We start from the raw sequence: 26,335 nt of genomic DNA on the forward strand, positions 1-26,335 counted from the left end.
CGGTGTCGGCGAGGCCGAGATCCTCACCGACTATCTGCTCAGCAATGACGCGGTGGCCCAGTTGCGCTCCACGCTGAAAAACGAGTTCGGCGACGAACTGCCCGCGCCCGTCCTGGAGGTGCGCGAGGAGTACCTGCGCGCGGGCGTGGCATCCAGCAACGAGCTGCACGGGGATTTCGACACCTACCTGACGGCGATCGGTTTCACCCCGCGGCTGCGCGAACAGCTGCGGGACCGGCTGGTGGCCTGACCGTCAGGCGCTGCGCCGCACCAATCCGTCGGCGCCGATACTGACCTGGTCACCGGTGTGGAACCAGGTCCCGGTGAACCGGTCGGCGGTGCGCTGTGGATCATTCCAGTACCGCGGTGTGACATTCGGCCCGCGGCACAGCAGCTCACCGTGCCCGGTAGTGGCCTCCGGCCCGCACAGCGCCAGTTCGGTACCGCCGAACGGGAAGCCCAGGACGGAATCGTCGGTGCTTTCGGCCGCCCCCGCCGTCGGGCCCACCGCGAGACCGATACCGCTGGTCTCGGTGGCGCCCCAGACCGACCACTGCCGGGCCGAGGGGAACACCTCACCGAGGTCGCGGGCGAAGGTGGGTCCGGGCGTGTCTTCGTCGGACGCGGCCCGGCGCTGGTCGGCGGTGCTGATCCGGATCACCCGATCCGTCCGCAACCCGGTGGCCCGGCCCGCGGCCAGACCGGGTAGCAGGCCACGCAGGATGCTCGCGTTCGCGGCCAGGGTGTCGACGGCTTCGGTCGCGATGGCCGCGGCGACCGCGGCCCGCCCCCGGGCCAGCACGACCGTGCCGCCGACCGCGAACGTCGGCAGCAGCTGATCGACGCAGCCGCCGGCCGAGGCCAGCGGATGCAGCAGGAGATTGCGCAACCCCTCGGTGGGCAGGTCCAGGGCCGCGACCATGGACCGGATCGCCGAGAGCAGATTCTCGTTGGTGAGTTCCACACCGGTCGGGGCGATCGCGGCGCCCGATCCGGTGGTGTAGCAGAGCAGGGCGAGATCGTTGAGGGCCGCGCCGTCGTCGATGAACGCCGCGCCGTCGGGTAGGTCGGCGGACCGGTACTGGTCACCGCGGGTCGCGCCGCATCCCCGCTCGGGCGAGCCCAGCACGAAGTCGGCATCGCTGTCGGTGATGACCCGGTCCGCCAGCTCACCGGGCAGTCCGTGATGCACCAGCACCGGGACCGCACCGCTGAGCAACGCGCCCAGGAAGGCCTGGACCCACCGGACACCGGGCGGCATATGCACGGCGACCCGGTCGCCGTAGCCGATCCCGTGCTCCTGTAACCCACCGGCCACCCGGGAGGCCGAATGCCACAGCTCGCGGTAGGTCAGCCGGCCGCCGCCGATCTCCACCACGGCCTCCCGCTGCGAGAAGGCATGGACCTGCAGGTCGAGGAGTTCGGTGAGGGCGGGGCTGAGGTTGCCGTAGCGCAGGACGCCGTCGGCGCCGCGCGAGAGCGGCGCGGCCGAGCCCGGGTCGGTGATGTGGAACTCCACCACCGGTGCCGCCGCTCCGGTCCGGCTCGTCGCGCTCCGGATATGCGGCCCGGCAGCGGGCCCGATGATCGTGGTCGTACCGGATTGCATCGGACCTCCGCCCGAATCGAACAGTCTGTCTCCCGTGACTATATGACGCAGATCACAGAAATGGGTGCAGACCGGTCGAATCGGCCGGATCGGCTCGTGCAGGCGGCGCCGTACGGCCGGCGGTATCACCGGTCCGGGCGGCCGCCCGTGGTCACCGGCCCTCGAAAACAGCCTTCCCGGGACCCTCCTCCAGGAAGCTGCGCACCGCGCGCGGCAGATCCCCGGTGCCGAACAATTCCCCCGACACCTGCGGAGTCACCGCGTCGGCATGGGCCACCCCGCCCGACCGCCACGCCTCGACGATCCGCTTGGTGGCGGCATGGGCCCGGGTCGGCCCCTCGGCCAGCCGGTGGGTCAGGGCGAGCGCGGCGGTATCCACGTCGTCGTGCACCTGGTTGACCACGCCCCACTCGCGCATGGTGGCCGCGTCGTAGAGGTCGCCGGTCATCACCAGTTCCCGCGCCCGGCCCGACCCCGCGCGTTCGGCCAGCCGCTGCGGCCCGCCCATCGACGGCGTCAGCCCCACGACGATCTCCACCAGCCCGAACTTCGCCTTCGGCGCGGCCAGGATCACATCGCAGGCCAGCGCGATCTCGAACGCCGCCGTGAGGGTCAGCGCATGCGCCGCGAAGATCACCGGACAGGGCAGGGCCTCGATGGGATGCGAGATCCGGGTGAACAGGTCCTGCCACAGGCCCGCGCCCTGGTCCGCGGTGAGCCCCTGGAAGGTATGCACGTCCACCCCACCCGAGACGACCTTGCCCTCGGCCCGGATCAGCACCGCACGCGGCGGCCGCGCCGACAACTCGGCGACATCCGCCACCAGGGCATCGAACATCGCCTGGTCGAAGAGGTTCAGCGGTGGGGCCGCGAGCGTCAGCGTGGCGACTTCGGCACCGCCGGCGGTCTTCGTGCGCTCCAGCCGAGTGGGTTTGGTATCGCTCATGGCGCCAGCTTATGGCCCCGGGCTGCGAGACTGGTGCCATGACCGACTCGCGAACGGAACAGGGCAGCTACGTCGAACCGGGCGAATTCAAGCGCGATACCAACTACATCACCACCCGGATCACCGCGGACGGCCGCGACGGCTACCCCGTGGAACCGAACCGCTACCGTCTCGTCGCCGCCCGGGCCTGCCCCTGGGCCAACCGCACCCTGATCGTGCGGCGCCTGCTCGGCCTGGAGCCGGTGCTCTCCCTGGGCCTGTGCGGACCGACCCACGACAAACTCAGCTGGACCTTCGACCTCGACCCCGGCGGTGTGGATCCGGTCCTGGGCATCCCCCGCCTGCGCGACGCCTACCTCGCCCGCTTCCCCGACTATCCGCGCGGCATCACCGTGCCCGCCGTGGTCGATGTGCCCACCGGTCAGGTCGTGACCAACGACTACGCGCAGATCACCCTGGATTTCTCCCTGGAGTGGACCGAATACCACCGCGACGGCGCCCCGCGGCTCTATCCCGAACCGCTGCGCGCCGAGATCGACGAGGTGAACGCCCGCGTCTTCCGGGAAGTGAACAACGGCGTCTACCGCTGCGGTTTCGCCGGCGCCCAGGACGCCTACGAGGCCGCCTACGACCGCCTGTTCACCGCACTCGACTGGCTGGAGGACCGGCTCACCACCCAGCGCTACCTCGTCGGCGACACCATCACCGAGGCCGACGTCCGCCTGTTCACCACCCTGGTCCGCTTCGACCCCGTCTACCACGGCCACTTCAAATGCAATCGGAGCAAACTCACCGAGATGCCCGCCCTGTGGGCCTACGCCCGCGACCTCTTCCAGACCCCCGGCTTCGGCGACACCATCGACTTCCCCCAGATCAAGGACCACTACTACAAGGTCCACACCGACATCAACCCCACCCGGATCGTCCCCGAGGGCCCCAGCCTCACCAACTGGCTGACCCCCCACCACCGCGAAACCCTCGGCGGCCGCCCCTTCGGCGAAGGCACACCCCCCGAAGCCCCCCTCCCCGCCGAACAGATCCCCCCGGCCAACGGCCCCGCCTGACCCCGCCCCCGCTTTCGGAACCGAATAACCGGGTACTCCGTTATCGGTAGAAGGAACGTCCGGCCCCCGTGCCCTACAGTGCACGGAGAGGCCAAGAGGAGGGATGACGCCGTGCGTAACGGGGCATTGGAAAAGGCCGTGATCGAGGCACTCGACCACGGTTCCCGTCTACAAGCACCCGCTGTCGCCAAGTATGTCGCGCGGTTGCGGCGTGCCCACCCCGACGACACACCCGCGCAGATCGTCGAGCGGCTGGAACGCCAATATCTGCTGGCGGTGACCGGTAGCGGAAGCGCGGTCGGCGCCTCCGCCGCGATCCCCGGTGTCGGCACCATCGCCGCGCTGGCCGCGGTGAGCGCGGAGACCACGTTCTTCATGGAGGCGTCGGCGCTGTTCACGCTCGCTGTCGCCGCCGTGCACGGGGTGCGGCCCGAGGATGTGGAACAGCGCCGGGCCCTGGTGCTGGCGGTGGTGCTCGGCGACAGCGGTATGGAGATCGTGCAGAAGAGCGTCGGGACCAGCGCCAAGAACTGGGGCACCGTGTTCGCGAACAAGATTCCCGGGCTGGCCGGGATGAACGATTCGCTGGTGAAGCGGTTCATCGTCCGATTCCTCACCAAACGTGCCGCGTTGATGGCGGGCAAGGTGGTGCCGGCCGGTATCGGCGCGGTGATCGGCGGGGTGGGTAACCGGGCGCTCGGTAAGGCCACGATCAACAACGCCCGCAAGGCTTTCGGCCCGTCGCCGGCGTATTTCGCCGACGGGATGGTGGTGGACGCGGAGCTTGCGCCGCCGCCCGCCAAGCCGGCCCTGCCGCCGGCCGGTACCGCCGCGCCGTACGGTGATGGGGTCGAGCCGCAGTTCGAGGGCGCGCCGCTGGCCCAGGACCGCCGGCAGCCACCGGCCGGTTCTCGGTGACGCCGCCGCCCGCCGGTCCCGCGATCTCGGTCCGGGGGCTGACGAAGCGTTATCCGGATTTCGCCGTCGGCGCCCAGGACATCTCGTTCGATATCGGGTACGGCACCTGTGCCGCACTGGTCGGACCGCCCGGTTCGGGTAAGTCGACGGTGACCGGGATCCTGCTGGGGTTGCTGCCGCCGACGGCGGGGTCGGCGACGTTGGCGGGCGGCCGGGGAAGTTCCGCGCTGGGCGCGGTGCTCACACCCCGCGGGCTGCATCCGCGCCGGACCGTCCGCGACCATCTGCGGGTGTACGCGGCGGCCGGCGGCTATCCGGACAGCAGAGTGACGGCCGTACTGGAGGCGACCGGGCTGGCCGAGCGGGCCCGCGCCGTTCCCGATGACCTGACCTCGGGTGAGGAGTCCCGGGCGGCCCTGGCCACCGCCCTGCTCGGCAATCCGCGAGTGCTCGTCCTGGACGATCCGGCCGCGGGTATGCATCTGGGCGAGCTGTCCTGGCTGCAGGGTTTCCTGCGCAACCACACCAAACGCGGCGGGACCGTGCTGTTCACCACGCAGAGCCTGGTCACGGCCCTGCCGATCGCCGACCATCTGGTGGTGCTCAGCGGCGGGTCCGTGGTGTTCGAGGGGAGTCCGGCCCGGCTGCGGCGGCGCAACCCGGATCGGCTGGTGGTGGCCTCGTCGTCGTCGATCGCCGTCGCGACCGCGCTGGCGGCGCGCGGTTTCACCGATGCGGTGATCCGCCCGGACGATCAGCTGGCCGTGGCGGAGGCGACCGAGGACGATATCGTGAGCGCCGCGCGTGCCGCGCGGGTCCGGCTGGACAATATCGTCGCCGACCGGATCCATCCGGATCGGGTGCTCGCCTCGCTGACCCATCTCGCGCCGACCGTGCAGTCGCCCGCTCCCCTGCCGTACGGAGTGTCCCGATGATCGATGTGGTTCCCGCGGAACTGATTCCGCCCGTGCTCTCCGAGTACCGCAAGGCCGCCAGCCTGCGCTACCCGCGGGTGCTGGCCGGGCTGGTGGTGGCGGTCGCGATCGTGGCGGTGTCGATCACCGCGCTGGCGGCGGGCCCGCGTGATCCGGAGGCCGATCCGGTGACGGGTGCCGCGACCATCGGGGTGTATCTGGCGCTGGCCGCGGTGGTCCTGGCGGCCGGGGTTTTCGGCGCCGCGGGGGCGGCCGGTGAGCACGAGCACGATTCGCTGGTGCTCGCCGCCCTGTTCACCCCCGACCGGGATCGGCTGGCGGGATCGAAGTTCCTGGTGACAGCAGTGGCCGCGCTGGCGGCCGCGCTGGCGGTGGAAATCGTCGCGGTGGGTTGCCTGCTGTTGTTCGGACGGGGGAAGTTCGAGTTCACCGGCACGTTGTTCGCGGTGCTGGGCGGCGGGCTGGTGGCCGCGGTGTGCTGGGCGGTGATCGGCACGGGAGCCGGGCTGCTGCTGCGGACGCCGGCCCTGGCGATCGGCTCGGTGGTGGGCTGGCTGCTGCTGGCCGAACCGCTGTTGTGGGTGGTGACCGCCGGTATCGGCATCCCGGGTGTGGTCACGCTGCTGCCGGGGTCGGCGACGCTGAGCATCCTGCTGGCCGGTTCCTTCACCGACAGTGATCTGCTCGCGCCCGCGCCGGCGGCGATCGTCGTGCTGCTGCTGTGGGCGGTGGGGATCGGCGCCGCCGGTTGGTGGACCCTGCGCCGGGCCGAACTCTAGGGTCCGGGCACCGCCGCACCTCCCCGGCCTCGACCGGGGAACAAGAGCCTGTCGGCAGGCGTCGTTATGGTCGATGGCAGACAGGTATTCGAGGGGGCGCATGGACGGCGACGCACAGGTGGGGTGGATACGCAGGCTGTGGTCGGAGTGCCGGCAGTATCGCGGCACCCTGGCCGGTATCGGGCTGGCCCTGGTGGCGGGCGCCGCCGCCGAAGTGGTGGCGCCGCTGCTCACCAAGTGGGCGGTGGATTCGGCGACCTCCGGCGCGACCCGGGTGATCGGGATCGTCGCCGGCCTGCTGGCCGTACTGGCGGTGGGCCGGTTCGCGGCCTCGTTCGGGCGGCGGATGCTGGCCGGCAAACTCTCCCTGGATGTGCAGCACGGGTTGCGCCTGAAACTGCTCGGCTCGCTGCAGCGGCTCGACGGGGCCGGTCAGGACGCCCTGCGGACCGGCCAGGTGGTGTCGCGGTCCATCACCGACCTGCAGCTGGTGCAGTCGCTGCTGGCGATGGCGCCACTGTCGGGGATGTCGTTCCTGCAATTCGTCCTGGCCGCCGCGGTGATGCTGTGGTTGTCGCCGCTGCTGGCCGCGGTCGCGCTGCTGATGGTTCCGCTGGTGATCGTGGTGGTCTACCGCAACCGTCCGCGGCTGCACGCGGCGACCTGGTCGGCCCAGCAGCGGGCCGCCGAACTGGCCCAGCACGTCGAGGAGACGGTGACCGGGGTCCGGGTGGTGAAGGGGTTCGGCCAGGAGGCGCGGATGGTCGACGTGCTGGAGGGGCACGGCCGACGCCTGTTCGCCGAGCGGATGCGCGCGGCACGGATCAACGCCCGCTTCTCCGCGACACTGGCCGCGATACCGCAGGCCGGTCTGGTGGTGGTGATCGCGCTCGGCGGCTGGCTGGCCCTGCGGGGCAGTATCGGCCTGGGTACCTTCCTCGCCTTCAGCGCCTATGTGACGACCATGACCACCACCGCGCGCACCATGGCCTCGGTCATCATCCTGGCCCAGCTCACCCAGGCCGCCGCCGAACGCGTCTACCAGGTGATCGACGCGGGCCCGGCGGTCGCCGACCCGCCGCGTCCGGTGCCGGTGCCCGACGGCCCGCTCGGTATCGAGCTGGACGCGGTGACCTTCGGATTCGACCGCGGCCTGCCGATACTCCGTGATCTCGACCTGCGGGTCCGCCCCGGTGAGACGGTCGCGGTGATCGGCCCGGCCGGATCCGGTAAGACGACGCTGTCGCTGCTGCTGCCCCGGTTCTACGCGCCCGATTCCGGACGGATCCGTCTGATCGGCGCCGACGGCGCGGCGGTGGATATCGCCGATATCGCCGCCGCGCAGCTGCGGTCGGCGGTCGGCGTGGTGTTCGACGATCCGTTCCTGTTCAGTTCCAGCGTCGCCGCCAATATCGCGCTGGGCCGGCCCGACGCCACCGACGCCGAGATCCGCGCGGCCGCGCGGCAGGCCGCCGCCGACGAGTTCATCGAGGAGCTCCCCGACGGGTACGACACCGTGGTCGGCGAGCGGGGACTCACCCTCTCCGGCGGGCAACGCCAGCGCATCGCGCTGGCCCGGACCCTGCTCGCCCGGCCGCGCATCCTGGTGCTCGACGACGCCACCTCGGCGGTGGACGCGGTCACCGAGGCCGCCATCTTCGGCGCCCTGCCCGATCAGGGCTCCCGGACCACGATCATCCTGGCCCACCGCGAATCCACGCTGGCCCACGCCGACCGGGTGATCCGCCTGCCGGAGCCGGAGACGGCCGCCGCGGACGCCCCCGCGGTGGTGGTCGAACGCCTGCCGGGGGTCCATTCCACCGACCGGATGGCGGCCGCGGCCGAACTCAGCGAGACCCCGGAGCTGCGGCGCCGTATCGACAGCCTGCCGCCGGCCACCGAGCGGCCCCGGCTGGATCCGAACCGGCTGCGCGAACCCGATCCGGGTTTCACCCTGGCCCGGCTGCTGCGCCCGGTCCGGACCCTGGTCCTGGCGAGCGTCGCCCTGCTGGCCCTCGACGCGTTGATCGGAATCGGGTTCCCGCCGCTGGTCCGGCATGCGATCGACGCCGGCGTCGATGGGGGCGATCCGTCCGCGCTGACCGTCGCCGCGCTGCTCGGTACCGGTCTGGTGGTGGCCGGCTGGGTGGTGGCCGCCGCGACCACGATGCTCACCTCCCGGACCGGTGAGCGGGTGCTGTACGGCCTGCGGATCCGCAGTTACGCGCATCTGCAACGGCTCGGGCTGGACTACTACGAACGCGAACTGTCCGGCCGGATCATGACGCGGATGACCACCGACGTCGACGCCCTGTCGACGTTCCTGCAGACCGGTGTGTCCACCGCCCTGGTGAGTGTGCTGTCGCTGGCCGGGATCGCGGTGGCCCTGCTGGTGATCGATACCGGGCTGGCGCTGGTGGTATTGCTCGGCGTGCTCCCGCCGCTGATAGTGGCCACCCTGATCTTCCGGCGGGTCGCGTCGGCGGCCTACACGATCTCCCGGGAACGGGTGTCGACGGTGAACGCCGATTTCCAGGAGAACATCGCCGGGCTACGGGCGGTGCAGGCCAACCGGCACGAGCGGTTCGCCGCGCATCGTTTCGCCGAGTACTCCGCCCGCTACCGGCGGAGCCGGATGCGGGCCCAGCGCGCGATCGCCCTCTACTTCGCGTTCATGGCCTCGTGGACGGATCTGGCCCTGGCCCTGGTGATCCTCGTCGGCGCGCACGCGGTGGCCGGCGGTGGGACCAGCGCGGGCACCCTGATCGCCTTCGTGCTGTATCTGGAACTGCTGTTCGGCCCGGTGCAGCAGTTGTCCCAGGTCTTCGACGGCTACCAGCAGGCCCGGGTGGGCCTGCGCCGCATCGGCGAGCTGCTGCGCACGCCGTCGTCGATCCGGGCCGACTCGCCGCAGGCCGCGCCTCTGGAGGCCGGATTGCGCGGGGATCTCGCCGTCGAATCCGTGCGGTTCAGCTACCCCGGCGCCGGGCGGGCCGCCCTCGAGGCGGTGGACCTGCGTATCCCGCCGGGCACCTCGCTGGCGCTCGTCGGTTCGACGGGCGCCGGTAAGTCCACCATCGTCAAGCTGCTGGCCCGGCTCTACGATCTCGCGGCCACCGATTCCGGCGTCATCCGCGCGGACGGCGTGGATATCCGCGAGTACCGGCTGCAGGGATACCGATCCCGGCTGGGGATGGTCCCGCAGGAAGCTCACTTGTTCGCCGGCGATATCGCCAGCAACATTGCATTCGGGAAACCATCCGCGACCGAATCGGAGATCGCGGCGGCCGCCCGCGCGGTCGGCGCGGCCGAGGTGATCGCGGCGCTGCCCGGCGGTATGCACCGTCCGGTCGGCGAACGAGGCCGGGGACTCTCGGCCGGGCAACGCCAGCTCATCGCGCTGGCCCGGGCCCAGCTCGTCGAGCCCGATGTCCTGCTCCTCGACGAGGCCACCGCGACCCTGGACCCCGACACCGAGGAAAAAGTCCTGGCCGCGACCGGATCCCTGGCCCGGAACCGGACTACCGTGGTGGTGGCACATCGACTTGCCACCGCGGCCCGCGCCGATCGGATCGCAGTGGTGGCACAGGGCCGGATCGTGGAAGTGGGCGCCCACGCCGAGCTGCTCGCGGCCGGCGGCGAGTATGCCCGCCTCTGGACAGCGGCCCGCGCGACGGAAGGAATATTCTCGGACGAGGACGAGTCGTCATCAATGAGGTCGGGGTAGTCCGGAGGTCCGTGACGGAGCCGATGTGCGCGGGGGCATATCCTCGTCAGAGGGCGTATCGGGTACCCATCCACCGGTCCCCTTGTGCCGGGCACGTCACAAACGTCGCAGCGCGAAGAACGAAATGAGGCGAACACCTGCTGTGAGCAGCTCAAAATCCCAGTTCGGTCAGAACCAGTGGCTGGTCGACGAGATGTATCAGAAGTTCAAACAGGATCCATCCTCGGTAGACGCCAGCTGGCACGAGTTCCTCGCCGACTACACCCCCGAGACCTCCGGTGATTCCGGTAACAGTCAGGCCGCTCCGGCTTCGGCGGCCCCGGTGAATTCCGCTCCCGCCCCGGCGCCCGCCGAAGCCGCCTCCGTCCGGACCCGGGCCACCACCCCCGCCCCGGCCAAGCCCGCCACCCCCGCCGAGAAGCCCGCCGCGCCCGCGAACGCCGCGGCCAAGACCTCGGCGGCCGCGCAGCAGAAGCGCGCCCCGCAGACCACCCCCGCGCCGTCCTCGAACGCGGCGCCCACCTCGGGCGCGCCGAAGCCGCAGCCGGCCGCCGACGAGAAGAAGGTGCTGCGCGGCGCTGCCGCGGCGGTCGCCAAGAACATGTCGGCGTCGCTGTCCATCCCGACCGCCACCAGCGTGCGCGCGGTGCCGGCGAAGCTGATGATCGACAACCGGCTGGTCATCAACAATCATCTCGCCCGCACCCGGGGCGGCAAGATCTCCTTCACCCATCTGCTCGGCTACGCGATCGTGCAGGCCGTGAAGGCCTTCCCGAATATGAACCGGCATTTCGCCGAGGTCGACGGGAAGCCGAACGCGGTGACGCCGGCCCACACCAACCTGGGCCTGGCCATCGACCTTCCCGGTAAAGACGGGAACCGCTCCCTGGTGGTGGCCGCCATCAAGGGCTGCGAGGAGATGTCGTTCGGGCAGTTCCACACCGCCTACGAGGACATCGTCCGGCGCGCCCGCGACGGCAAGCTCACCGCCGAGGATTTCAGCGGTGTGACGATCTCGCTGACCAACCCCGGCACCATCGGCACCGTGCATTCCGTGCCGCGGCTGATGCAGGGCCAGGGCGCGATCATCGGCGCCGGCGCCATGGAGTACCCGGCCGAGTTCCAGGGCATGAGCGATGAGCGGATCGCCGAGATCGGCATCGGCAAGCTCATGACGCTGACCTCCACCTACGACCACCGCATCATCCAGGGCGCCGAATCCGGCGATTTCCTGCGCACCATCCATACGCTGCTGATCGCCGACGAGTTCTACGACGAGATCTTCCACGGTCTCGGTGTGCCCTACGAGCCGATCCGCTGGCGCAAGGACGTCAAGGAACGCGGCGTCGACAAGAGCACCCGCGTGCTGGAGATGATCGCCGCCTACCGCAACCGCGGTCACCTGATGGCCGATACGGATCCGCTGCGCCTGGTGAAGGACAAGTTCCGCAGCCACCCCGATCTCGACGTCACCCAGCACGGCCTGACCCTGTGGGATCTGGACCGGCAGTTCAATGTCGGCGGCTTCCACGGCGAAGAGCGGATGAAACTGCGCGATGTGCTGTCGGTGCTGCGCGACTCCTACTGCCGCCACGTCGGTGTGGAGTACACGCATATCCTCGAGGGCGATCAGCTCGAATGGATGCAGGATCGGGTCGAGCAGAAGCACGTCAAACCGACGGTCGCCCAGCAGAAGTACATCCTGAACCGGCTGAACGCGGCCGAGGCGTTCGAGACCTTCCTGCAGACCAAATACGTCGGCCAGAAGCGTTTCTCGCTGGAGGGCGCCGAATCGGTCATCCCGATGATGGACGCCGTGATCGACCAGTGCGCGGAATACGCGCTGGACGAGGTGATCATCGGTATGCCGCACCGCGGCCGGCTCAACGTGCTGGCCAATATCGTCGGTAAGCCCTACTCGAAGATCTTCACCGAGTTCGAGGGCAATATGAACCCGGCCGCCACCCACGGCTCGGGCGATGTGAAGTACCACCTCGGCGCGCGCGGCACCTACCTGCAGATGTTCGGCGACAACGAGATCGAGGTCTCGCTGACCGCCAACCCCTCGCATCTGGAAGCGGTCGACCCGGTGCTCGAAGGTCTGGTCCGCGCCAAGCAGGATCTGCTGGACAAGGGCGACGGCGAGGAGGGCTTCTCGGTCGTCCCGCTGATGCTGCACGGTGACGCCGCGTTCGCGGGCCAGGGCGTGGTCGCGGAAACGCTGAACCTGTCGGGTCTGCGGGGTTACCGCACGGGCGGCACCATCCATATCGTGGTGAACAACCAGATCGGCTTCACCACGGCCCCGGAGAACAGCCGCTCCACCGAGTACTCCACCGATATCGCCAAGTTCATCGGTGCCCCGATCTTCCACGTCAACGGCGATGATCCCGAGGCCTGCGACTGGGTCGCGCGTCTGGCGGTCGATTTCCGGCAGAAGTTCCGCAAGGACGTGGTCATCGACCTGATCTGCTACCGCCGTCGCGGTCACAACGAGGGCGACGACCCGTCGATGACCCAGCCGTACATGTACGATGTCATCGACACCAAGCGCAGTGTCCGCAAGAGCTACACCGAAAGCCTGATCGGCCGCGGCGATATCTCGCTGAAAGAGGCCGAGGACGCCCTGCGCGACTACCAGGGCCAGCTGGAACGGGTCTTCAACGAGGTCCGGGAGCTGGAGAAGTACGCCCAGGGCCCGAGCGAATCGGTCGAGGACGATCAGCAGATCCCGTCCACCGTGCTCACCGCGGTCGACAAATCGGTGCTGCAGCGCATCGGTGACGCGTTCCTCAATGTGCCCGACGGTTTCAGCGTGCATCCGCGCGTGCAGCCGGTGCTGGAGAAGCGCCGCGAGATGGCCTACGAGGGCAAGGTCGACTGGGCCTTCGCCGAGTTGCTGGCCTTCGGAACCCTGATCGACGAGGGGCGCGCGGTGCGCCTGACCGGTCAGGATTCCCGGCGCGGCACCTTCACCCAGCGGCATTCGGTGATCATCGACCGCAAGACCGCGGCCGAGTACACCCCGCTGCACAACCTCAACAGCGCGAACCCCGGCTGGTTCGCGGTGCACGATTCGGCACTGAGCGAATACGCCGCCGTCGGCTTCGAATACGGCTATTCGCTGGGCAACCCGGACGCGCTGGTGCTGTGGGAGGCCCAGTTCGGTGACTTCGTCAACGGCGCGCAGTCGATCATCGACGAGTTCATCTCCTCCGGTGAGGCGAAATGGGGCCAGCTCTCCGAGGTCGTGCTGCTGCTGCCGCACGGGCACGAGGGCCAGGGCCCGGACCACACCTCCGGCCGTATCGAACGCTTCCTGCAGCTGTGCGCGGAGGGTTCGATGACGGTGGCGGTGCCGTCCACCCCGGCCAACTACTTCCATCTGCTGCGCCGCCACGCGCTCGACGGCATCCGCCGGCCGCTGATCGTCTTCACCCCGAAGTCGATGCTGCGCAACAAGGCCGTGGTCAGCGATCTGAAGGATTTCACCGAGTCCAAGTTCCGGTCGGTGTTCGACGAACCCACCTACGAGCAGGGCATCGGCGATCGCGGTGCCGTCAAGCGCATCCTGATGACCAGCGGCAAGCTCTATTACGAGCTGGCCGCCGCGAAGGCCAAGCGCAAGCGTGACGATGTGGCCATCGTCCGGGTCGAGCAGCTCTACCCGCTGCCGAAGTTCCGCCTGAACGAGGCGCTGGAACGGTACTCGAACGCCACCGAGATCGCCTGGGTCCAGGAGGAACCGGCGAACCAGGGTGCGTGGCCGTTCTTCGGCCTGAATCTGCCGGAACTGCTGCCGCAGCGGCTGGGCCGCCTGCGCCGCATCTCGCGCCGCGCCATGTCGGCCCCGTCCTCGGGGTCGAGCAAGGTGCACGCGGTGGAGCAGGCCGAGATCATCGAAGAGGCCTTCGCTCCGACCGACCGGTAGCGATAGCGGTCCCGACGCCGGGAGCGGACCGTCTCGACCCGAGACGGATCGCTCCCGGCGTCGTTCGTCGTGGGCGCGTCAAAAGTGAGCGGTCGTCGAGTTTATCGTTGCCCGGCACCCACCCGGACCGCCCGGGCACCGATATCACCGCTGCTCACAGCCGGTGAGACAACCGCCCGGCAGGTGCCGGAAAGAAAAGTAGAAGGTGAGTCGCCGCAGACCTTAGGGTCGTTTCTACCGATCTGGAGCGGCGAGCCGAATCGAGTGCGGGGACTCGGATCACTCGGGCGCACCGGGACAGCGAGGCAGCGTTGCCCGCACGGTTTGGGCGGAAGGAAGTCGACGATGACAACTCCGGGCACGAGGGCAACCCGCAGCGCGTTTCCCGCGGCTGCGAAATACCCCGGGAATCCGATGTCCGCGCCGTTGAAGGACGTCCACCGGGTCTCACGAAAGATGGTCGGGCACTTCGTGGAGAACGTGACCACCTGCGGCACCCTGCCCGGCGATGTGGTGTCGGGGGAGATCACCGCGATCACCAGGGCATGCCTGGAAACGGCCGTCGCGGTCCTGGACGGCGGCGATATCCCGGCCCAGACCGGCAGATTGGCGGCCGCCGCCGAGGAGTGGGCCCGCGAAGGGATACCCATCACCACGATCCTGCACGCCATCCACGAGGGGTTCAAACTCGGTCTGGACCTCATCGCCGCGGCGGCGACCGAGCGGGACCTGAACAGCGTGCTGGACGGCTCGCGAATGGTGGTGGAACTACTCGACACGATGAACACCACCGTGGCCGGCGCCTACGTCCGCGAATACCGGTCCGCGGTCGCGGAGCACCATACGGCGGTGCATACGCTCACCTCCGCGGTGCTCGGCGGCCACCCGACCTCGACCATGGCGCGGGAATCCGGTATCGCGATCGCCGACAGCTATCACGTTCTCGCGCTGGCGATCGCGGAGCATCCCGACGAATCCCATCCCGCGCTCGACGGCCGGATCGTCGCACGCCGCAAACTGCGCCGGATCCAATCGGAACTGACACGGACCGGCGAGGGTGTTCTCGCACTGCTCAGCGTCGACGGCGGGACGGTGCTCGTGCCCGGCGACGCACTCGCCGAGGATCGGCTGGACGAGCTGATCGACAGACTGTCCGGGGCCGCCCGGGTCCCGGTGACCGCGACGGTCGCCGGTGCCCGCGTCACCGAGGTTCCCGACGTCGTCGGGCGGGTGCACGAACTACTCGATGTGGTCCAGCGGCTGCACTGCCCGCCCGGGCTGTACCGCTTCGGTGACGTGGCGCTGGAATACCAGCTCAGCAGGCCGGGGCCGGGCCGCCACAGCCTGGCGTCGCAACTGGATCCGCTCGACGACCACCCCGAGTTGCTCGAAACCCTGGCGCGTCATATCGGCAACGATTTCAATCGCCGGCGGACGGCCCGGGCCCTGCATATCCATGCCAACACGGTGGATTACCGGCTCAAGCGCATCGGGCAGCTCACCGGTTTCGACCCGACCACCGCGGCCGGTCTGTGGCAGCTGCGGTCGGCCCTCGTCGTCCGTACCTTCGCCGGACTCACCGATATGGACCGCGGTGACAGCGCCGATCTGCCGCTCGCGCAGTAGCGGCCCCGCCGGCGCCGGATGCCGGGTTTCGGTCGCTTCAGCCGGGTGCGTGCCCGTTCCCGGCCACGGCACGCGGCCGGTACGCGGCCGCGGGTTCGGGCTGCCCGGCTTCGATCTCCGCGTCGACCCAGGTCCCCATCATCCGCGCGGTCATGGCGATGATCTCCGTGCGGTCCTCGGGACGTACTTCGGTGGCCGCGGTCCGCAGGACGGCCGAGAATCCGGCGTTGACCAGCACATAGGCCATCGTGTCGTAGGTGCGATCGTCGCCCGGGCCGAAGATCTGGATCAGCACCAGCTTCACCAGCAGGCGCAGGCGCGGCTCGAACTCGGGCAGTCCGCTGCTGTAGAACTGGACACCGTCGACCAGCGAGCGGACCAGTTTCGTATTCGCCGCCAGTTCGGTGCTGAACATCTCCAGCAGGCTCAGCAGTATTTCCGGCATCGCGCCGCGCAACCCGTGGACCGGTGTGCGCGAGATTTCCGAGAACCATCCGGTGAAACTGCGTTCGGCGTCGGAGAGCAACCGTTCGAGCAGTTCGTCGACCATCACCGACCGGTCAGAGAAGTACCGGTACACCGTGCCGATACTGACCCCGGCCTCCGCGGCGATCCGGTTCGTGGAGGTGTCGGCGATACCGCGCTCCCCGAACAACCGGGCCGCGGTGTCGAGAATGTGCTCCCGGGTGGCCTTGGCCCGCTCCTGTGTGGGCCGTCGACCCGGACGGGCGGTTCTGCTCCTCATGGCACTCCTCTCCGGATGAACCTGAGCTTTGCTCACTTCGGGCGGATCGACGCCCGTTCGGGATTATCCCGTCCCGATGACAACCCCCGCGGCGGCCGGTTGGCGCCGGGGACAAACCAGGGCGGAAGGTGCCCGGCACCGGATCGCCACGGAGGTATGCGTGGATAGCCGGATCCCCGGGGGCCGAGTGACGCGTGGTGGGCAGCTCGGCCGGCTGGCGGCCGGTGGCGCCGTACGCGGTGCGGCCACCCGCCTGGCCATGGTCGGGCGGCCGGAGCAGGCCAGGAAGATCATGGCCGAGCGCTCCGCCATGCAAACCGCACAGCAGGCGGTCACCGTGCTGGGCAGTATGAGGGGCGCCGCCATGAAGATCGGGCAGATGCTCTCGGTGCTCGACCTCGATCTGGTCCCCGAGTCCTATCGCGAACAGTTCCGGGCGAGGTTCGCCGAACTGCGTGACAGCGCACCGGAGTTCCCGTTCGACGAGATGCGGGGTGTCGTCGAGGGTGACCTCGGGCCCCTTTCGCGGGTGTTCGCGGAATTCGACGAGACCGCGGTCGCCGCGGCCTCCATCGGGCAGGTGTACCGCGCACGGCTGCACGACGGGCGCGCGGTGGCGGTGAAGGTGAAGTATCCGGGTGTCGACGAGGCCGTCGCCGCGGATATGCGCAACCTGGCCTGGTTCGGCAAGCTCTGGAAATCGGTGCTGCCCACCGTCGCGGACACCGCTTTCCTCGACGAGATCACCCGCAACATTCTCGGCGAACTCGATTACCCGCGCGAGGCGCACACCCAGCACCGGATCGCGCACCGCTATCGCGACCACCCCTTCGTCACCGTGCCCGACGTCGTCGGGGAATTCTGCGGCCGCCACGTCCTGGTCACCGAATTCGTCGACGGCCGGTCCTTCGAACACCTGCGGGAACTGCCCGACGCCGACCGCGGCCGATACGGTGAGCTGATCTACCGCTTCTACATCGGTTCGCTGTTCACCGACAACGAATTCTGCGGCGACCCGCACCCCGGCAATATCCTGCTCGGCGCCGACGGCCGGTTGTGCTTCGTCGACTTCGGTCTCTTCCACACGATGGACGCGGTACACGTCGAGCTCGAACGCACCTGCCTGCGGGCGGCGTGCGAACTGCGCGGCGAGGACGTGTACCGCGAATGGGTGAACCGCGGCATCGTCGACCCCGGCGCCGGTGTCACCCCGCGGGAGTGCCTGGAATACATCTGGGCGGCCGCGGGCTGGCATCTGTTCGACGACGAACTGGAGATCACACCCGAGCTCGCGACCAGCGCGCTGATCCTCGCCGCCGACCCGCGGCGCAGCGAATTCCACGGGCTCAGACACCAGCTGCTTCCCCCGGAACACGCGTTCTCCCGGCGCGCCGACCTGTTCACTTTCGCCGCGCTGGGTCAGCTGCGCACCACGGCCAACTGGCACCGCCTGGCGCGCGAATGGATGTACGGCGAGCCACCGGCCACCGAGATCGGGCGGACGATCGCGCGGTGGCGGGCCGGCCGCGACGGTTGATCCCGGCGCCCGTTCCACCCGATCACCCGCCGCGGCGGCCGTCGTGCACTTGGATGAGGTGATGTTGCTCGACCTCCAGCTCGATGCCCGGCCCGACCGCGCGGTGCGGCGCGCGCACACCCTCACCGCCGCGGGCGCCGCCGGGCTGTTCACCTTCGAAGGCCCGCACGATGTGCTGCTGCCGCTGGCGGCGGTCGCCGGACAGGTCGACGCCGATCTGATGACCAATGTCGCGATCGCCATGCCGCGCAGTCCGATGCATCTCGCGCATGCGGCCTGGGATCTGCAGCTGATGTCGCACGGCCGTTTCCGGCTCGGGCTCGGTTCGCAGATCCGGCCGCATATCGAGAAGCGCTACGGCGCCACCTGGTCGGCGCCGGCGGCCCGGATGCGCGAGATCGTGCTCGCCGTACGAGCCATCCTGACCTCCTGGCAGGACGGCACCCCGCTGGACTTCCGGGGTGCGCACACCCGTCACACCCTCATGCCGCCCACGTTCGTCCCCGGCCCCAACCCCTACGGCCCGCCGCCGGTGCTGCTCGGCGCGCTGGGCCCGGTGATGACCCGGACCGCCGCCGAGGTCGCGGACGGCCTGCTGGTGATGCCGTTCAACAGCCGTCGCCATTTCCGGGAGCGGACCCTGGCGGCGGTGGCGGAGGGGATGAAAAGGGCGGGCCGGACGGAATTCCCCCTCTATCCACAGGTGATCGTCGCCATGGGCCGAACCCCCGACGAACTCGCGGCGGCGTCACGCGGGGTCCGCGGCCTGCTGGCCTTCTACGGTTCGACCCCGGCCTACCGCCCGGTGCTGGAAGTGGAGGGCTGGGGTGATCTCCAGCCCGAACTCAACGCTCTGTCCAAAACCGGTGACATCATGCGGATGTTCGACCGCGTCTCCGAGGAGATGCTCGAAACCCTGGCCGTACGCGGCACTCCGGAGGACTGCGCCGCCGAGATCATCCACCGTTTCGGCGATATCACCGACCGGGTGTGCTGCTACTTCCCCGGTTACGACCCGCCGGTCGACCAGATCGCCGCCCTCGCGACCGCGCTTCGTCGAGACCGGAACACATCCGCCGACGTACTATAGAAGTATAGTTCTTATAACTATACTTCTAAGAATGACCTGGGTGAAGCCGGACCGAGTATTCGACCGTGACCGCGAATGGGGGGGTCTCGTACGTTTCGCGACGTCACCGAGCCCGGACGTACGGCTGGGCATCGTCAGCGGCCGCCGTCGTCAGGGCAAAACCTATCTGCTGGACGCCTTGGCCGATGCCGGTGGAGGGTTCTTCTTCACGGCGACGGACGCGGCCGAAGTCGAGGCGCTGCGCGGATTCGGTGAAGCCGTCGCGGCATACGCAGGCGGAGGCCGTTACGCGTTCCGCGACTGGGGCGAGGCCCTCGAGCGACTGTTCACGGTGGTGGGCGACGGATTGATCGTGATCGACGAGTTTCCATATCTCAGCAAGGCCAGTCCGGCACTTCCCTCGTTACTGCAGCGGGCACTGGACCCACGTGGCGACGCACGGAAGGCCGGGTCACGGATATTGCTGTGCGGATCTGCCATGTCCGTCATGGGACGGCTGCTGGCCGGCAGCGCCCCACTGCGTGGACGGGCAAGCCTGGAACTGGTCGTCAAGCCCCTCGGGTACAGGGAGTCCGCTCGATTCTGGGGTTTGGAGGATCCGCGGCTGGCAGTGCTGGTCCATGCGATCGTCGGCGGGACGCCCGCATATCGACGTGAGTTCGTCGCGGGCGATACACCCGCCTCGCTGGCGGATTTCGATTCCTGGGTACTGCGCACGGTGCTCAACCCGCAAGTACCCCTGTTCCGGGAAGCACGGTATCTGCTGGCCGAGGAAACCGAGATCCGTGATGTGGCGCTGTATCACGCCGTACTGGGCGCCATTGCCGGAGGACATACGACACGAGGGGGAATCGCGAACGCTATCGGCCGCAACTCCACCGATATCGGGCACCCCCTGTCGATACTGGAGGACGCGCAGCTGATCATCCGGGAAATCGATCCGTTCAACCGAGGGAAGTCGGTCTTCCGGATCGTCGAGCCGCTGATCGTGTTCTACGAGGCGATCATGCGACGTGAGTGGACACGTCTGGAACGCGGCAACCCCGAAGCCGCCTGGCGTAATTCACAGGCCACCTTCCCGGCGCAGGTGGTCGGCCCCCACTTCGAGCGACTGTGCCGGGAGTGGGCGATGTCGGCAGGCCCCGAGGTCTTCGGTGATCTACCTGGCCAGGTGGCCTCCGCAACGATCGGCGATCCCAAGGAAAAGCGACAGATCCAGGTCGATGTCGCGGTGCTCGCACCTGAGGAATCGGGCCGATCCAGGCGGATACTCTCACTGGGTGAGGTCAAGTGGGACCGCACCATAACTCTCGGGCATCTCGACCGGCTGCGGCGGGCACAGGAATTGCTGGCGGCCAAAGGATACGACACGAGCGAGACCGTCCTTGCCTGCTACAGCGGCGCGGGATTCGACGAGAATCTTCGCGCGGCGGGCGCCGCACCAGGGCAGCGGCGCAACGGTCCCGAGACACCCGTGCTGGTCGATCTCGCCGCCTTGTATTCCACGCCCTGATCGGCCCGGCCCACCTGCGTGCAGCCGCCCCGCACCCGGAGATCGCCGAATACATCGAGCGCATCACCGCCACCTTCACACCGTACGGCGGCCGGTTCCTGGTGCACGGCACCCAGCACGAGGTCGTGGAGGGCAGCTGGCCCGGCCATATCGTGGTGATCGGCTTCCCCGGGCTCGACGAGGCACGGGCCTGGTGGGATTCGCCGGCATACCGCGAGATCGCGCCGCTGCGCTCCCGGCATATCGAGGGCGATCTGATCCTGGTGGGTGGGGTCGCCGACGACTACGATCCGGCCACCACCGCGGCGGTGATCCGGGCCGGCGTCGCCGGGGCGTGAGGCCGGTTCACCCGCTGCCGGCCAGCGGCGCCGCCGATATCTCCCAGAGCCGCGCGTAACGTCCGCCGCGGGCCAGCAGTTCGTCGTGGGTGCCGTCCTCGGCGATCCGCCCCGCGTCGAGGACGATCACCCGGTCGGCCCGGCGGACCGTGCGCAGCCGGTGCGCGACCAGCACCACTGTGCGGCCCGCCATCAGCCGTTCGATCCCGTCGTGCACGGCGGCCTCGTTCACCGGGTCCAGCGCCGAGGTCACCTCGTCGAGCAGCACGATCGGCGCGTCCTTCAGCAGCGCGCGGGCGATCGAGACCCGTTGGCGTTCACCCCCCGACAACCAGGCGCCGCCCGCGCCGACATGTGTGGCCCAGCCGTCGGGCAGGCGGGCGATCACCTCGTCGAGCTGGGCGGCCGTGGCCGCCGCTCGCACCTCGTCGTCCCCGGCACCGGGACGGCCCAGGCGGATGTTCTCCTCGAGGGTGCCGTCGAACAGGTAGACGTCCTGGAAGACGATCGCGAATCGCGCCATCAGGTCCTCGGTGCCGATATCGCGGACATCCACGCCGCCCAGCCGCACGGTACCCGCATCGACGTCGTAGAACCGGGCGAGCAGCCGCAGCAGTGTGGTCTTGCCCGCGCCGGAGGATCCGACGACCGCGAGCCGCTGCCCGTGCGGTACGACCAGTGATACTTCGTCGAGCACGGTCCGGCCGCCGTGCCGGAAGGTCACCCGGTCGAGTGCGAGGTCGTGGCGTTCCGGGCGCAGGGGTACGCGTGGCTCCGGTAGCGGATCGGTCCGCAGCACCCCGTCCAGGCGCACCAGTTCGGCCCGCGCGCCGCGCAACTGACCGCCGAGTTCGGCCAGCTTCAGCAACGGGTCGGCGCAGCGTGCGGCCAGTACGAGGATGGCGAGCAGTTCCGCCGTACCGAGCTGCCCGCCGAGGGCGAGATAGACGCCCAGCGCCAGCAGCGCCGTGAAAACCGCCTGCACCACTACGGTCAGCGCGACGACGCCCGGCAATGCCGAGAGGGCAAGCCGGCGCGACGCACGTTCGACATCGCGCAGCGAATCATCCAGTGCCCGATAGCCTTCGGTGATGCGACCACCGGTCCGCAGCACCGGCTGGGCCTGGAGATATTCGATGACCCGGCGCGCGGCCTCCTGATCGCCCGCGTGGCGTTCGTGGTCGGCGGCCGTCATGGCGCGTCCCGACCACGCCTGGATCACCGCGATGAGGGGAACCGCGACAGCGGCGGCCAGCCCCATCCGCCAGTCGAACGCGAAGATCACGACGAGGATGGTCAGCGGTGTCACCGCGGCGGAAACGAACGGCGCGAGCAGATGGGCGATCACGCTCATGGCCTGCAGTACCCCGCGACCCGCCAGCAGCGAGACCTCGCCGACCCGGCCCGCCGTGTACCAGCCGAGCGGCAGCCGGGCCAGATGATCGCCCAGCCGTCCGTAGACACCGCGTAGCAGCGTGGTGCCGGCGCGGAAGCCGGACAGGTCACTGCGGTAACGCAGGATCGCATATCCGGCGACCGCCGCGCCGAACACCCACAGCCACGGCCGGGCGCTGCCGGGGTCGGATCCGAACAGTGCCCGCAGGATCGGGACCAGCAGTGCGTAGGACAGCCCCTCGGCGACGGCGGCCGCCGTCATCAGCGCCACGGTGCGGCGGACCGGTACAGCGTAATCGTCACCCAGGACGCGCAGCAGCAGTCGGATCATCGCGATTTCCCTCCGGGTGTGGTTTCCGCGCCGGCCGGCGGCCCCAGGCGGAGATGGTGCTCGCCGGAACCGTCCTGGTGGGTCCGCCAGAACTCGGCGAACTTCCCGCCGAGCGCGAGCAGGTCGGCGGGACTGCCGTATTCGGCGATCGAGCCGTGGTCGAGCACCGCGACCGCGTCCGCGGTGGCCACGGTTTCCGGCCGGTGGGCGACGACCAGCGTGGTCCGTTCGCCGGTCCGCGCCGAGAGTGCGAGACGGACCGCCAGTTCGGTCTGCGGATCCGCGAAGGCCGTCGCTTCGTCGAGCACCAGCACGGGGGTATCGGCGAGCAGCGCGCGTGCGATCGCGATCCGCTGCGCCTCGCCGCCGGAGAGGTCGGCGTCGCTGCCCAGCACGGTTTCGTAGCCGAACGGGAGCTCGAGGATTCGCTCGTGGATACAGGCCATCCGGGCGGCGCGCACCACATCGTCGAGGGCGGCGGCCGGGACCGCCAGCGCGATATTGTCCGCGACCGAGGCGCGCAGCAGGCGCACGTCCTGGAACACGAAGGACACCCGGCGGTAGAGTTCGCGGCTGCCGATCTCGCGCAGATCCACGCCACCGAGCGTGACCGATCCGGCCGACGGATCGAAGAACCGCGGCAGCAACTGCACCAGGGTCGATTTGCCGCTTCCCGAAGGACCCACGAGCGCGGTCAGGGTGCCCGGTTCGAGCACCAGATCGATCCCGCGCAGTACTTCGCGACCGGCGTCGTACCCGAACCGGACCCCGTCCAGCCGCACCCCGTGTCCCCGGGGCACAGTGGGCCGCTCGGGTTCGGGCATCGGTGGCTCGCCCAGGATTTCGCGCACCCGTCCCACGGCCCGCCCGGCCGCCTGCATATGGTCGAAACCGTGTTGCAGTGCCGCGACCGGCGCTGTCAGTCCCAATCCGAGCAGCAGGAACGGGAGCAGGTCGGCGGGGGCCAGCGACCCGTCGAGGATCAGTATCGTGCCCCCGGCGAGCACGACGAACAGCACGAACGGCGGCGACAACGCCGTCTGCATCGCGGCCGCGACGCCGGCCAGACCACGCACCATCCGCAGGAAGATATCGGCGAAATCGCCGGTGGCCTTCGCGTATTCGCGATGGGCCCGCCCCGCCCCGCCGAAGGTCTTCACCACCGCGATGCCCTGGACGAACTCCACCACCGAATCGCCGATACGCCCCATGGCCTCGTCGAACGCGTTCTGCTCGCGGAGCCGTGCCGGGGTCATCATCAGCGGTACCAGCGCCAGCGCCAGCGCTACCGGAATGAGCGTGATCAGTGTCAGGCGCCAGTCGACGCCGAACAGGTAGATCAGCGATACCAGCGGAACCACGAAGGCGGAGACGAGTTCCCCGGGGGTGTGCGCGATGAACGGGTGCACGGCGCTGACGTCGTCGCCGACGACCTTCGCCAATTCACCGGTCCGGCGGCGGGAGAACCAGCCGATCGGCACCCGGCCCAGGCGCGCGGCCAGCAGGCGGCGCAGCGACAACTGCACCCGGCTGTCGAGCAGATGCCCGATCCCCGAGGACGCCGCGGTGCCCAGCAACCGCACCAGCAGACCGCCCGCGCCGACGGCGACGACGATCCAGACATGGCGCGGGTCGGCCGGTCCGGGCGACAGCAGGGTACGGCCGAGCTCCACGACGGCGAGCAGCGGTGCCAGCCCCGCGACGGCCCCGATGATCTGCAGGACGACCACCGCGGTGAAACCGCCGAGATAGGGGCGTAGCAACTGTGCCGTTCCGGGTGCGGCGGAATCCGCCGGCGGACGATCGGAGCCCGCGTCGGTGCGGGTCATCTGTCCCCTCCCTCGCGGGACTTCCCGGATACCCCTGGTCCTTCGTGCTGTGCCATCGCCTGTCTCCCTGACCTCTCGCGGCGTGCGCCGCCGCGCCCCGGTACCCGAACCCGGTACCGGCGATCCGATTCCGGATACAGCAGTCAGGATCTCCGGCACAGGTCGCCGGCGTATTGGATAAATGTCGTGCCGAGGCGGGAACGGTCCGGCACTCGCACCGAACCCGGTCGGGACCGCTCGCTCACGCCCGGCCGGCGACCGGCCACGCGATATCGTCGACCGCCAGCCAGGGCGCGGCGGCGACCGCGGCCGGTGTGGCCCCGGCGAAAGCCGCCACCTCACGATGCATATGGGACTGGTCGGAGTAACCGGCTTCCGCGGCGACCCGGGCCGCGCTGAGCCCGCCTGCCAGCGCATGCGCCGCGTGATCGAAGCGGACCAGATTGGCCGCCTGTTTCGGGGTCGTACCGAGCTGTGCCCGGAACCGCGACCACAACCGTTTGCGGCTCCAGCCGGTTTCGGCGGCCAGCCGTTCGATCCGGACCTGTCCGCGGGTCGCCACCAGACGCCGCCAGGCGAAAGCGATTTCGGGCTCGACGCGGCGGCCCGTGTCGAACCGGCGGGCGACGGCCGCGCCCGCGAGGGCGAACCGGTCGTCCCAGGACCGGGCCTCGTGCAGCCGCTCGGCGAGCCTTCCGGCCTCGCGACCCCAGAGTTCGGTGAGCGCGACGGTGTCGCCGCCCAGGCCGGTCGCGCCTTCCAGTACCGCGTGCGCGACCACCGGCGACAGTCGTATCTGCAGGCAGTCGACGACATTCCCGCGTCCCCGCACCCCTACCGAACTCAGACCGGTGACGATCCCGTCCCTGATCGGCCGATCGGCACCCGAGTCGAGGATCGTCGCGTCACCGAAGTCGAGGAACACCGTCATGGCCGGATACGGGACGACCTCGATATCGACGAGCCGGCCGGTCCGGCCACGGAATCCGGCCATGCTGATCCCGGCCCGGCGCCCGGACGGCGGCGGTAGCGCGATATCCCAGAGCGCCGCGGCGTCGGGAACCGGCTCGAATCGTCCCATGCGGTCAGTCTACGAACGGTCCACCGCTCAGGAGCGCAGTGCGGCGGCCACCGCCGGGTTCACCGCCATCGCCAGCGCCAGCAGCGATTCCACCAGCAGATCGATCAATTCGTCGCGCGCGATGGATTCGTCACGCAACCACGACAGCGTGGTCTCCTCGGTGAACGCGACCCAGCCCCGGACCGCGAGGACCAGGCGCGGCTGTTCGCGCTCCTCCGGTGTCAGCGGGACCTGGGTCAGGATGATGCCGACGATCGCCCGCCGGGTCTGGTCCACCAGCCCGGCCAGATCCGGGCTGGAACTCGCGGGTCCCCGGAGCAGGGCCAGGTAGGACGTGCGGTTCTCGCTGACGTAGTCGATATAGCGGCCGACCGAATCGCGCAGCATCTCGAACAGGCCCAAGGTGGGGTCGGGTATCACCCGGGCCAGCAGTTCGGCGTTCGCGTGCCGGACCACTTCGAGCTGGAAGTCCTGTTTGGTGGGGAAATAGTGGAACAGCAGGCCCCGGGAGATACCGGCCTGGGCCGCGATCTCGCTGACCGAGATGTCCTCGATGGCCCGTTCGCCGAGCATCTTCACCCCGAGGGTGATCAGCTGGGTCCGCCGCTCGTCCGGGCTCAGTCGGATGCGTTTGGCGGTTTCTCCCGGACTCGTACTCACCCTTCCACCCTACTGACTCCCGTTCAATACTGTTGACTCCGGCTCAATAAGACCTTACGCTGAATACATGAGTCGCAAGGTTACAGACAAAGCTGTCGCGAACCGGCCCCGCCACCTGCGGACGATCATCGTCGGCAGCGGTTTCGCCGGGCTCGGCCTCGCCATCCGGCTGACCCAGCAGGGCCGAGACGATTTCCTGGTACTGGAACGCGGTAGCGATGTGGGGGGCACCTGGCGCGACAACACCTACCCCGGCGCGGCCTGCGATGTGCCCTCGCACC

At 69.5% G+C, this 26,335-nt stretch carries 20 protein-coding genes; 13 read left to right on the forward strand and 7 right to left on the reverse strand.

Going from position 1 to position 26,335, the window contains the following annotated elements; translation table 11 throughout:
- A partial coding sequence (locus ACWDU1_RS08955) for a tyrosine-protein phosphatase (RefSeq protein ID WP_449996920.1) occupies nucleotides 1-250 on the forward strand: 250 nt, incomplete at its 5' end.
- A 3-nt stretch (nucleotides 251-253) separates the two neighbouring features.
- Here ACWDU1_RS08955 and ACWDU1_RS08960 read toward each other — a convergent pair.
- Nucleotides 254-1,609, reverse strand: a complete 1,356-nt coding sequence (locus tag ACWDU1_RS08960) for a class I adenylate-forming enzyme family protein (protein ID WP_449996922.1) — start codon at nucleotides 1,607-1,609, stop codon at nucleotides 254-256.
- Nucleotides 1,610-1,760: 151 nt separating this feature from the next.
- Nucleotides 1,761-2,555 carry an enoyl-CoA hydratase/isomerase family protein gene (locus ACWDU1_RS08965; RefSeq protein ID WP_449996924.1) on the reverse strand — a complete coding sequence of 265 codons (795 nt, stop codon included), beginning with the start codon at nucleotides 2,553-2,555 and terminating at the stop codon, nucleotides 1,761-1,763.
- 38 nt (nucleotides 2,556-2,593) lie between these two features.
- On the opposite strand from ACWDU1_RS08965, the gene ACWDU1_RS08970 reads away from it, so the two are divergent.
- The 7 genes from ACWDU1_RS08970 to ACWDU1_RS09000 all read left to right on the forward strand — a co-directional run bounded on the left by ACWDU1_RS08970 (nucleotide 2,594) and on the right by ACWDU1_RS09000 (nucleotide 15,535).
- Nucleotides 2,594-3,619 carry a glutathione S-transferase family protein gene (locus ACWDU1_RS08970; protein WP_449996926.1) on the forward strand — a complete coding sequence of 342 codons (1,026 nt, stop codon included), beginning with the start codon at nucleotides 2,594-2,596 and terminating at the stop codon, nucleotides 3,617-3,619.
- Nucleotides 3,620-3,730: 111 nt separating this feature from the next.
- Nucleotides 3,731-4,537, forward strand: a complete 807-nt coding sequence (locus ACWDU1_RS08975) for a hypothetical protein (RefSeq protein WP_449996928.1) — start codon at nucleotides 3,731-3,733, stop codon at nucleotides 4,535-4,537.
- Nucleotides 4,534-5,472, forward strand: coding sequence for an ATP-binding cassette domain-containing protein (locus ACWDU1_RS08980; protein ID WP_449996929.1), 939 nt, complete (start codon nucleotides 4,534-4,536; stop codon nucleotides 5,470-5,472). Before ACWDU1_RS08975 ends, ACWDU1_RS08980 begins: the two co-directional genes overlap by 4 nt.
- Entirely contained in the window at nucleotides 5,469-6,251 is a 783-nt protein-coding gene (locus tag ACWDU1_RS08985) for an ABC transporter permease (RefSeq protein WP_449996931.1), read from the forward strand. Before ACWDU1_RS08980 ends, ACWDU1_RS08985 begins: the two co-directional genes overlap by 4 nt.
- A 100-nt stretch (nucleotides 6,252-6,351) precedes the next feature.
- A complete protein-coding gene (locus tag ACWDU1_RS08990; protein WP_449996933.1) occupies nucleotides 6,352-9,978 on the forward strand; it encodes an ABC transporter ATP-binding protein in 3,627 nt (1,208 codons plus the stop codon).
- 124 nt (nucleotides 9,979-10,102) lie between these two features.
- Nucleotides 10,103-13,909 (forward strand): multifunctional oxoglutarate decarboxylase/oxoglutarate dehydrogenase thiamine pyrophosphate-binding subunit/dihydrolipoyllysine-residue succinyltransferase subunit, encoded by a 3,807-nt coding sequence (locus ACWDU1_RS08995; RefSeq protein WP_449996935.1) that lies wholly within the window; start codon nucleotides 10,103-10,105, stop codon nucleotides 13,907-13,909.
- Nucleotides 13,910-14,323: 414 nt separating this feature from the next.
- Nucleotides 14,324-15,535 (forward strand): PucR family transcriptional regulator, encoded by a 1,212-nt coding sequence (locus ACWDU1_RS09000; RefSeq protein WP_449996937.1) that lies wholly within the window; start codon nucleotides 14,324-14,326, stop codon nucleotides 15,533-15,535.
- A 37-nt stretch (nucleotides 15,536-15,572) separates the two neighbouring features.
- On the opposite strand, the gene ACWDU1_RS09005 is transcribed toward ACWDU1_RS09000, so the two are convergent.
- The gene (locus tag ACWDU1_RS09005; protein WP_449996939.1) at nucleotides 15,573-16,280 is read right to left on the reverse strand and encodes a TetR/AcrR family transcriptional regulator; all 708 of its coding nucleotides are present in this window, start codon (nucleotides 16,278-16,280) and stop codon (nucleotides 15,573-15,575) included.
- Between the two features lie 160 nt (nucleotides 16,281-16,440).
- Between ACWDU1_RS09005 and ACWDU1_RS09010 the strand changes: the two genes are divergently transcribed.
- The 4 genes from ACWDU1_RS09010 (at nucleotide 16,441) to ACWDU1_RS09025 (ending at nucleotide 20,758) form a co-directional block, all read left to right on the forward strand.
- Entirely contained in the window at nucleotides 16,441-17,817 is a 1,377-nt protein-coding gene (locus ACWDU1_RS09010; protein ID WP_449996940.1) for an ABC1 kinase family protein, read from the forward strand.
- A gap of 61 nt (nucleotides 17,818-17,878) precedes the next feature.
- Nucleotides 17,879-18,907, forward strand: coding sequence for a TIGR03617 family F420-dependent LLM class oxidoreductase (locus ACWDU1_RS09015; RefSeq protein WP_449996941.1), 1,029 nt, complete (start codon nucleotides 17,879-17,881; stop codon nucleotides 18,905-18,907).
- A gap of 31 nt (nucleotides 18,908-18,938) precedes the next feature.
- On the forward strand, nucleotides 18,939-20,420 hold the full coding sequence (locus ACWDU1_RS09020) for an ATP-binding protein (protein ID WP_449996943.1): 1,482 nt from the start codon (nucleotides 18,939-18,941) through the stop codon (nucleotides 20,418-20,420).
- Between the two features lie 62 nt (nucleotides 20,421-20,482).
- Nucleotides 20,483-20,758: a DUF1330 domain-containing protein gene (locus ACWDU1_RS09025; protein WP_449996952.1), complete on the forward strand. Its 276-nt coding sequence runs from the start codon at nucleotides 20,483-20,485 to the stop codon at nucleotides 20,756-20,758.
- 7 nt (nucleotides 20,759-20,765) lie between these two features.
- Here the strand turns inward: ACWDU1_RS09025 and ACWDU1_RS09030 are convergent, their stop codons facing one another.
- The 4 genes from ACWDU1_RS09030 to ACWDU1_RS09045 all read right to left on the reverse strand — a co-directional run bounded on the left by ACWDU1_RS09030 (nucleotide 20,766) and on the right by ACWDU1_RS09045 (nucleotide 26,054).
- Entirely contained in the window at nucleotides 20,766-22,484 is a 1,719-nt protein-coding gene (locus ACWDU1_RS09030; protein ID WP_449996944.1) for an ABC transporter ATP-binding protein, read from the reverse strand.
- On the reverse strand, nucleotides 22,481-24,313 hold the full coding sequence (locus ACWDU1_RS09035) for an ABC transporter ATP-binding protein (protein ID WP_449996945.1): 1,833 nt from the start codon (nucleotides 24,311-24,313) through the stop codon (nucleotides 22,481-22,483). The genes ACWDU1_RS09030 and ACWDU1_RS09035 overlap by 4 nt, the downstream gene beginning before the upstream one ends.
- Nucleotides 24,314-24,554: 241 nt before the next feature.
- Nucleotides 24,555-25,394 (reverse strand): helix-turn-helix domain-containing protein, encoded by an 840-nt coding sequence (locus tag ACWDU1_RS09040; RefSeq protein ID WP_449996947.1) that lies wholly within the window; start codon nucleotides 25,392-25,394, stop codon nucleotides 24,555-24,557.
- A gap of 27 nt (nucleotides 25,395-25,421) precedes the next feature.
- Nucleotides 25,422-26,054 (reverse strand): TetR/AcrR family transcriptional regulator, encoded by a 633-nt coding sequence (locus tag ACWDU1_RS09045; RefSeq protein ID WP_449996949.1) that lies wholly within the window; start codon nucleotides 26,052-26,054, stop codon nucleotides 25,422-25,424.
- A 67-nt stretch (nucleotides 26,055-26,121) separates the two neighbouring features.
- Here ACWDU1_RS09045 and ACWDU1_RS09050 point away from each other — a divergent pair.
- A partial coding sequence (locus ACWDU1_RS09050; protein WP_449996951.1) for an NAD(P)-binding protein occupies nucleotides 26,122-26,335 on the forward strand: 214 nt, incomplete at its 3' end.

This window comes from Nocardia sp. NPDC003345, from assembly GCF_053589395.1.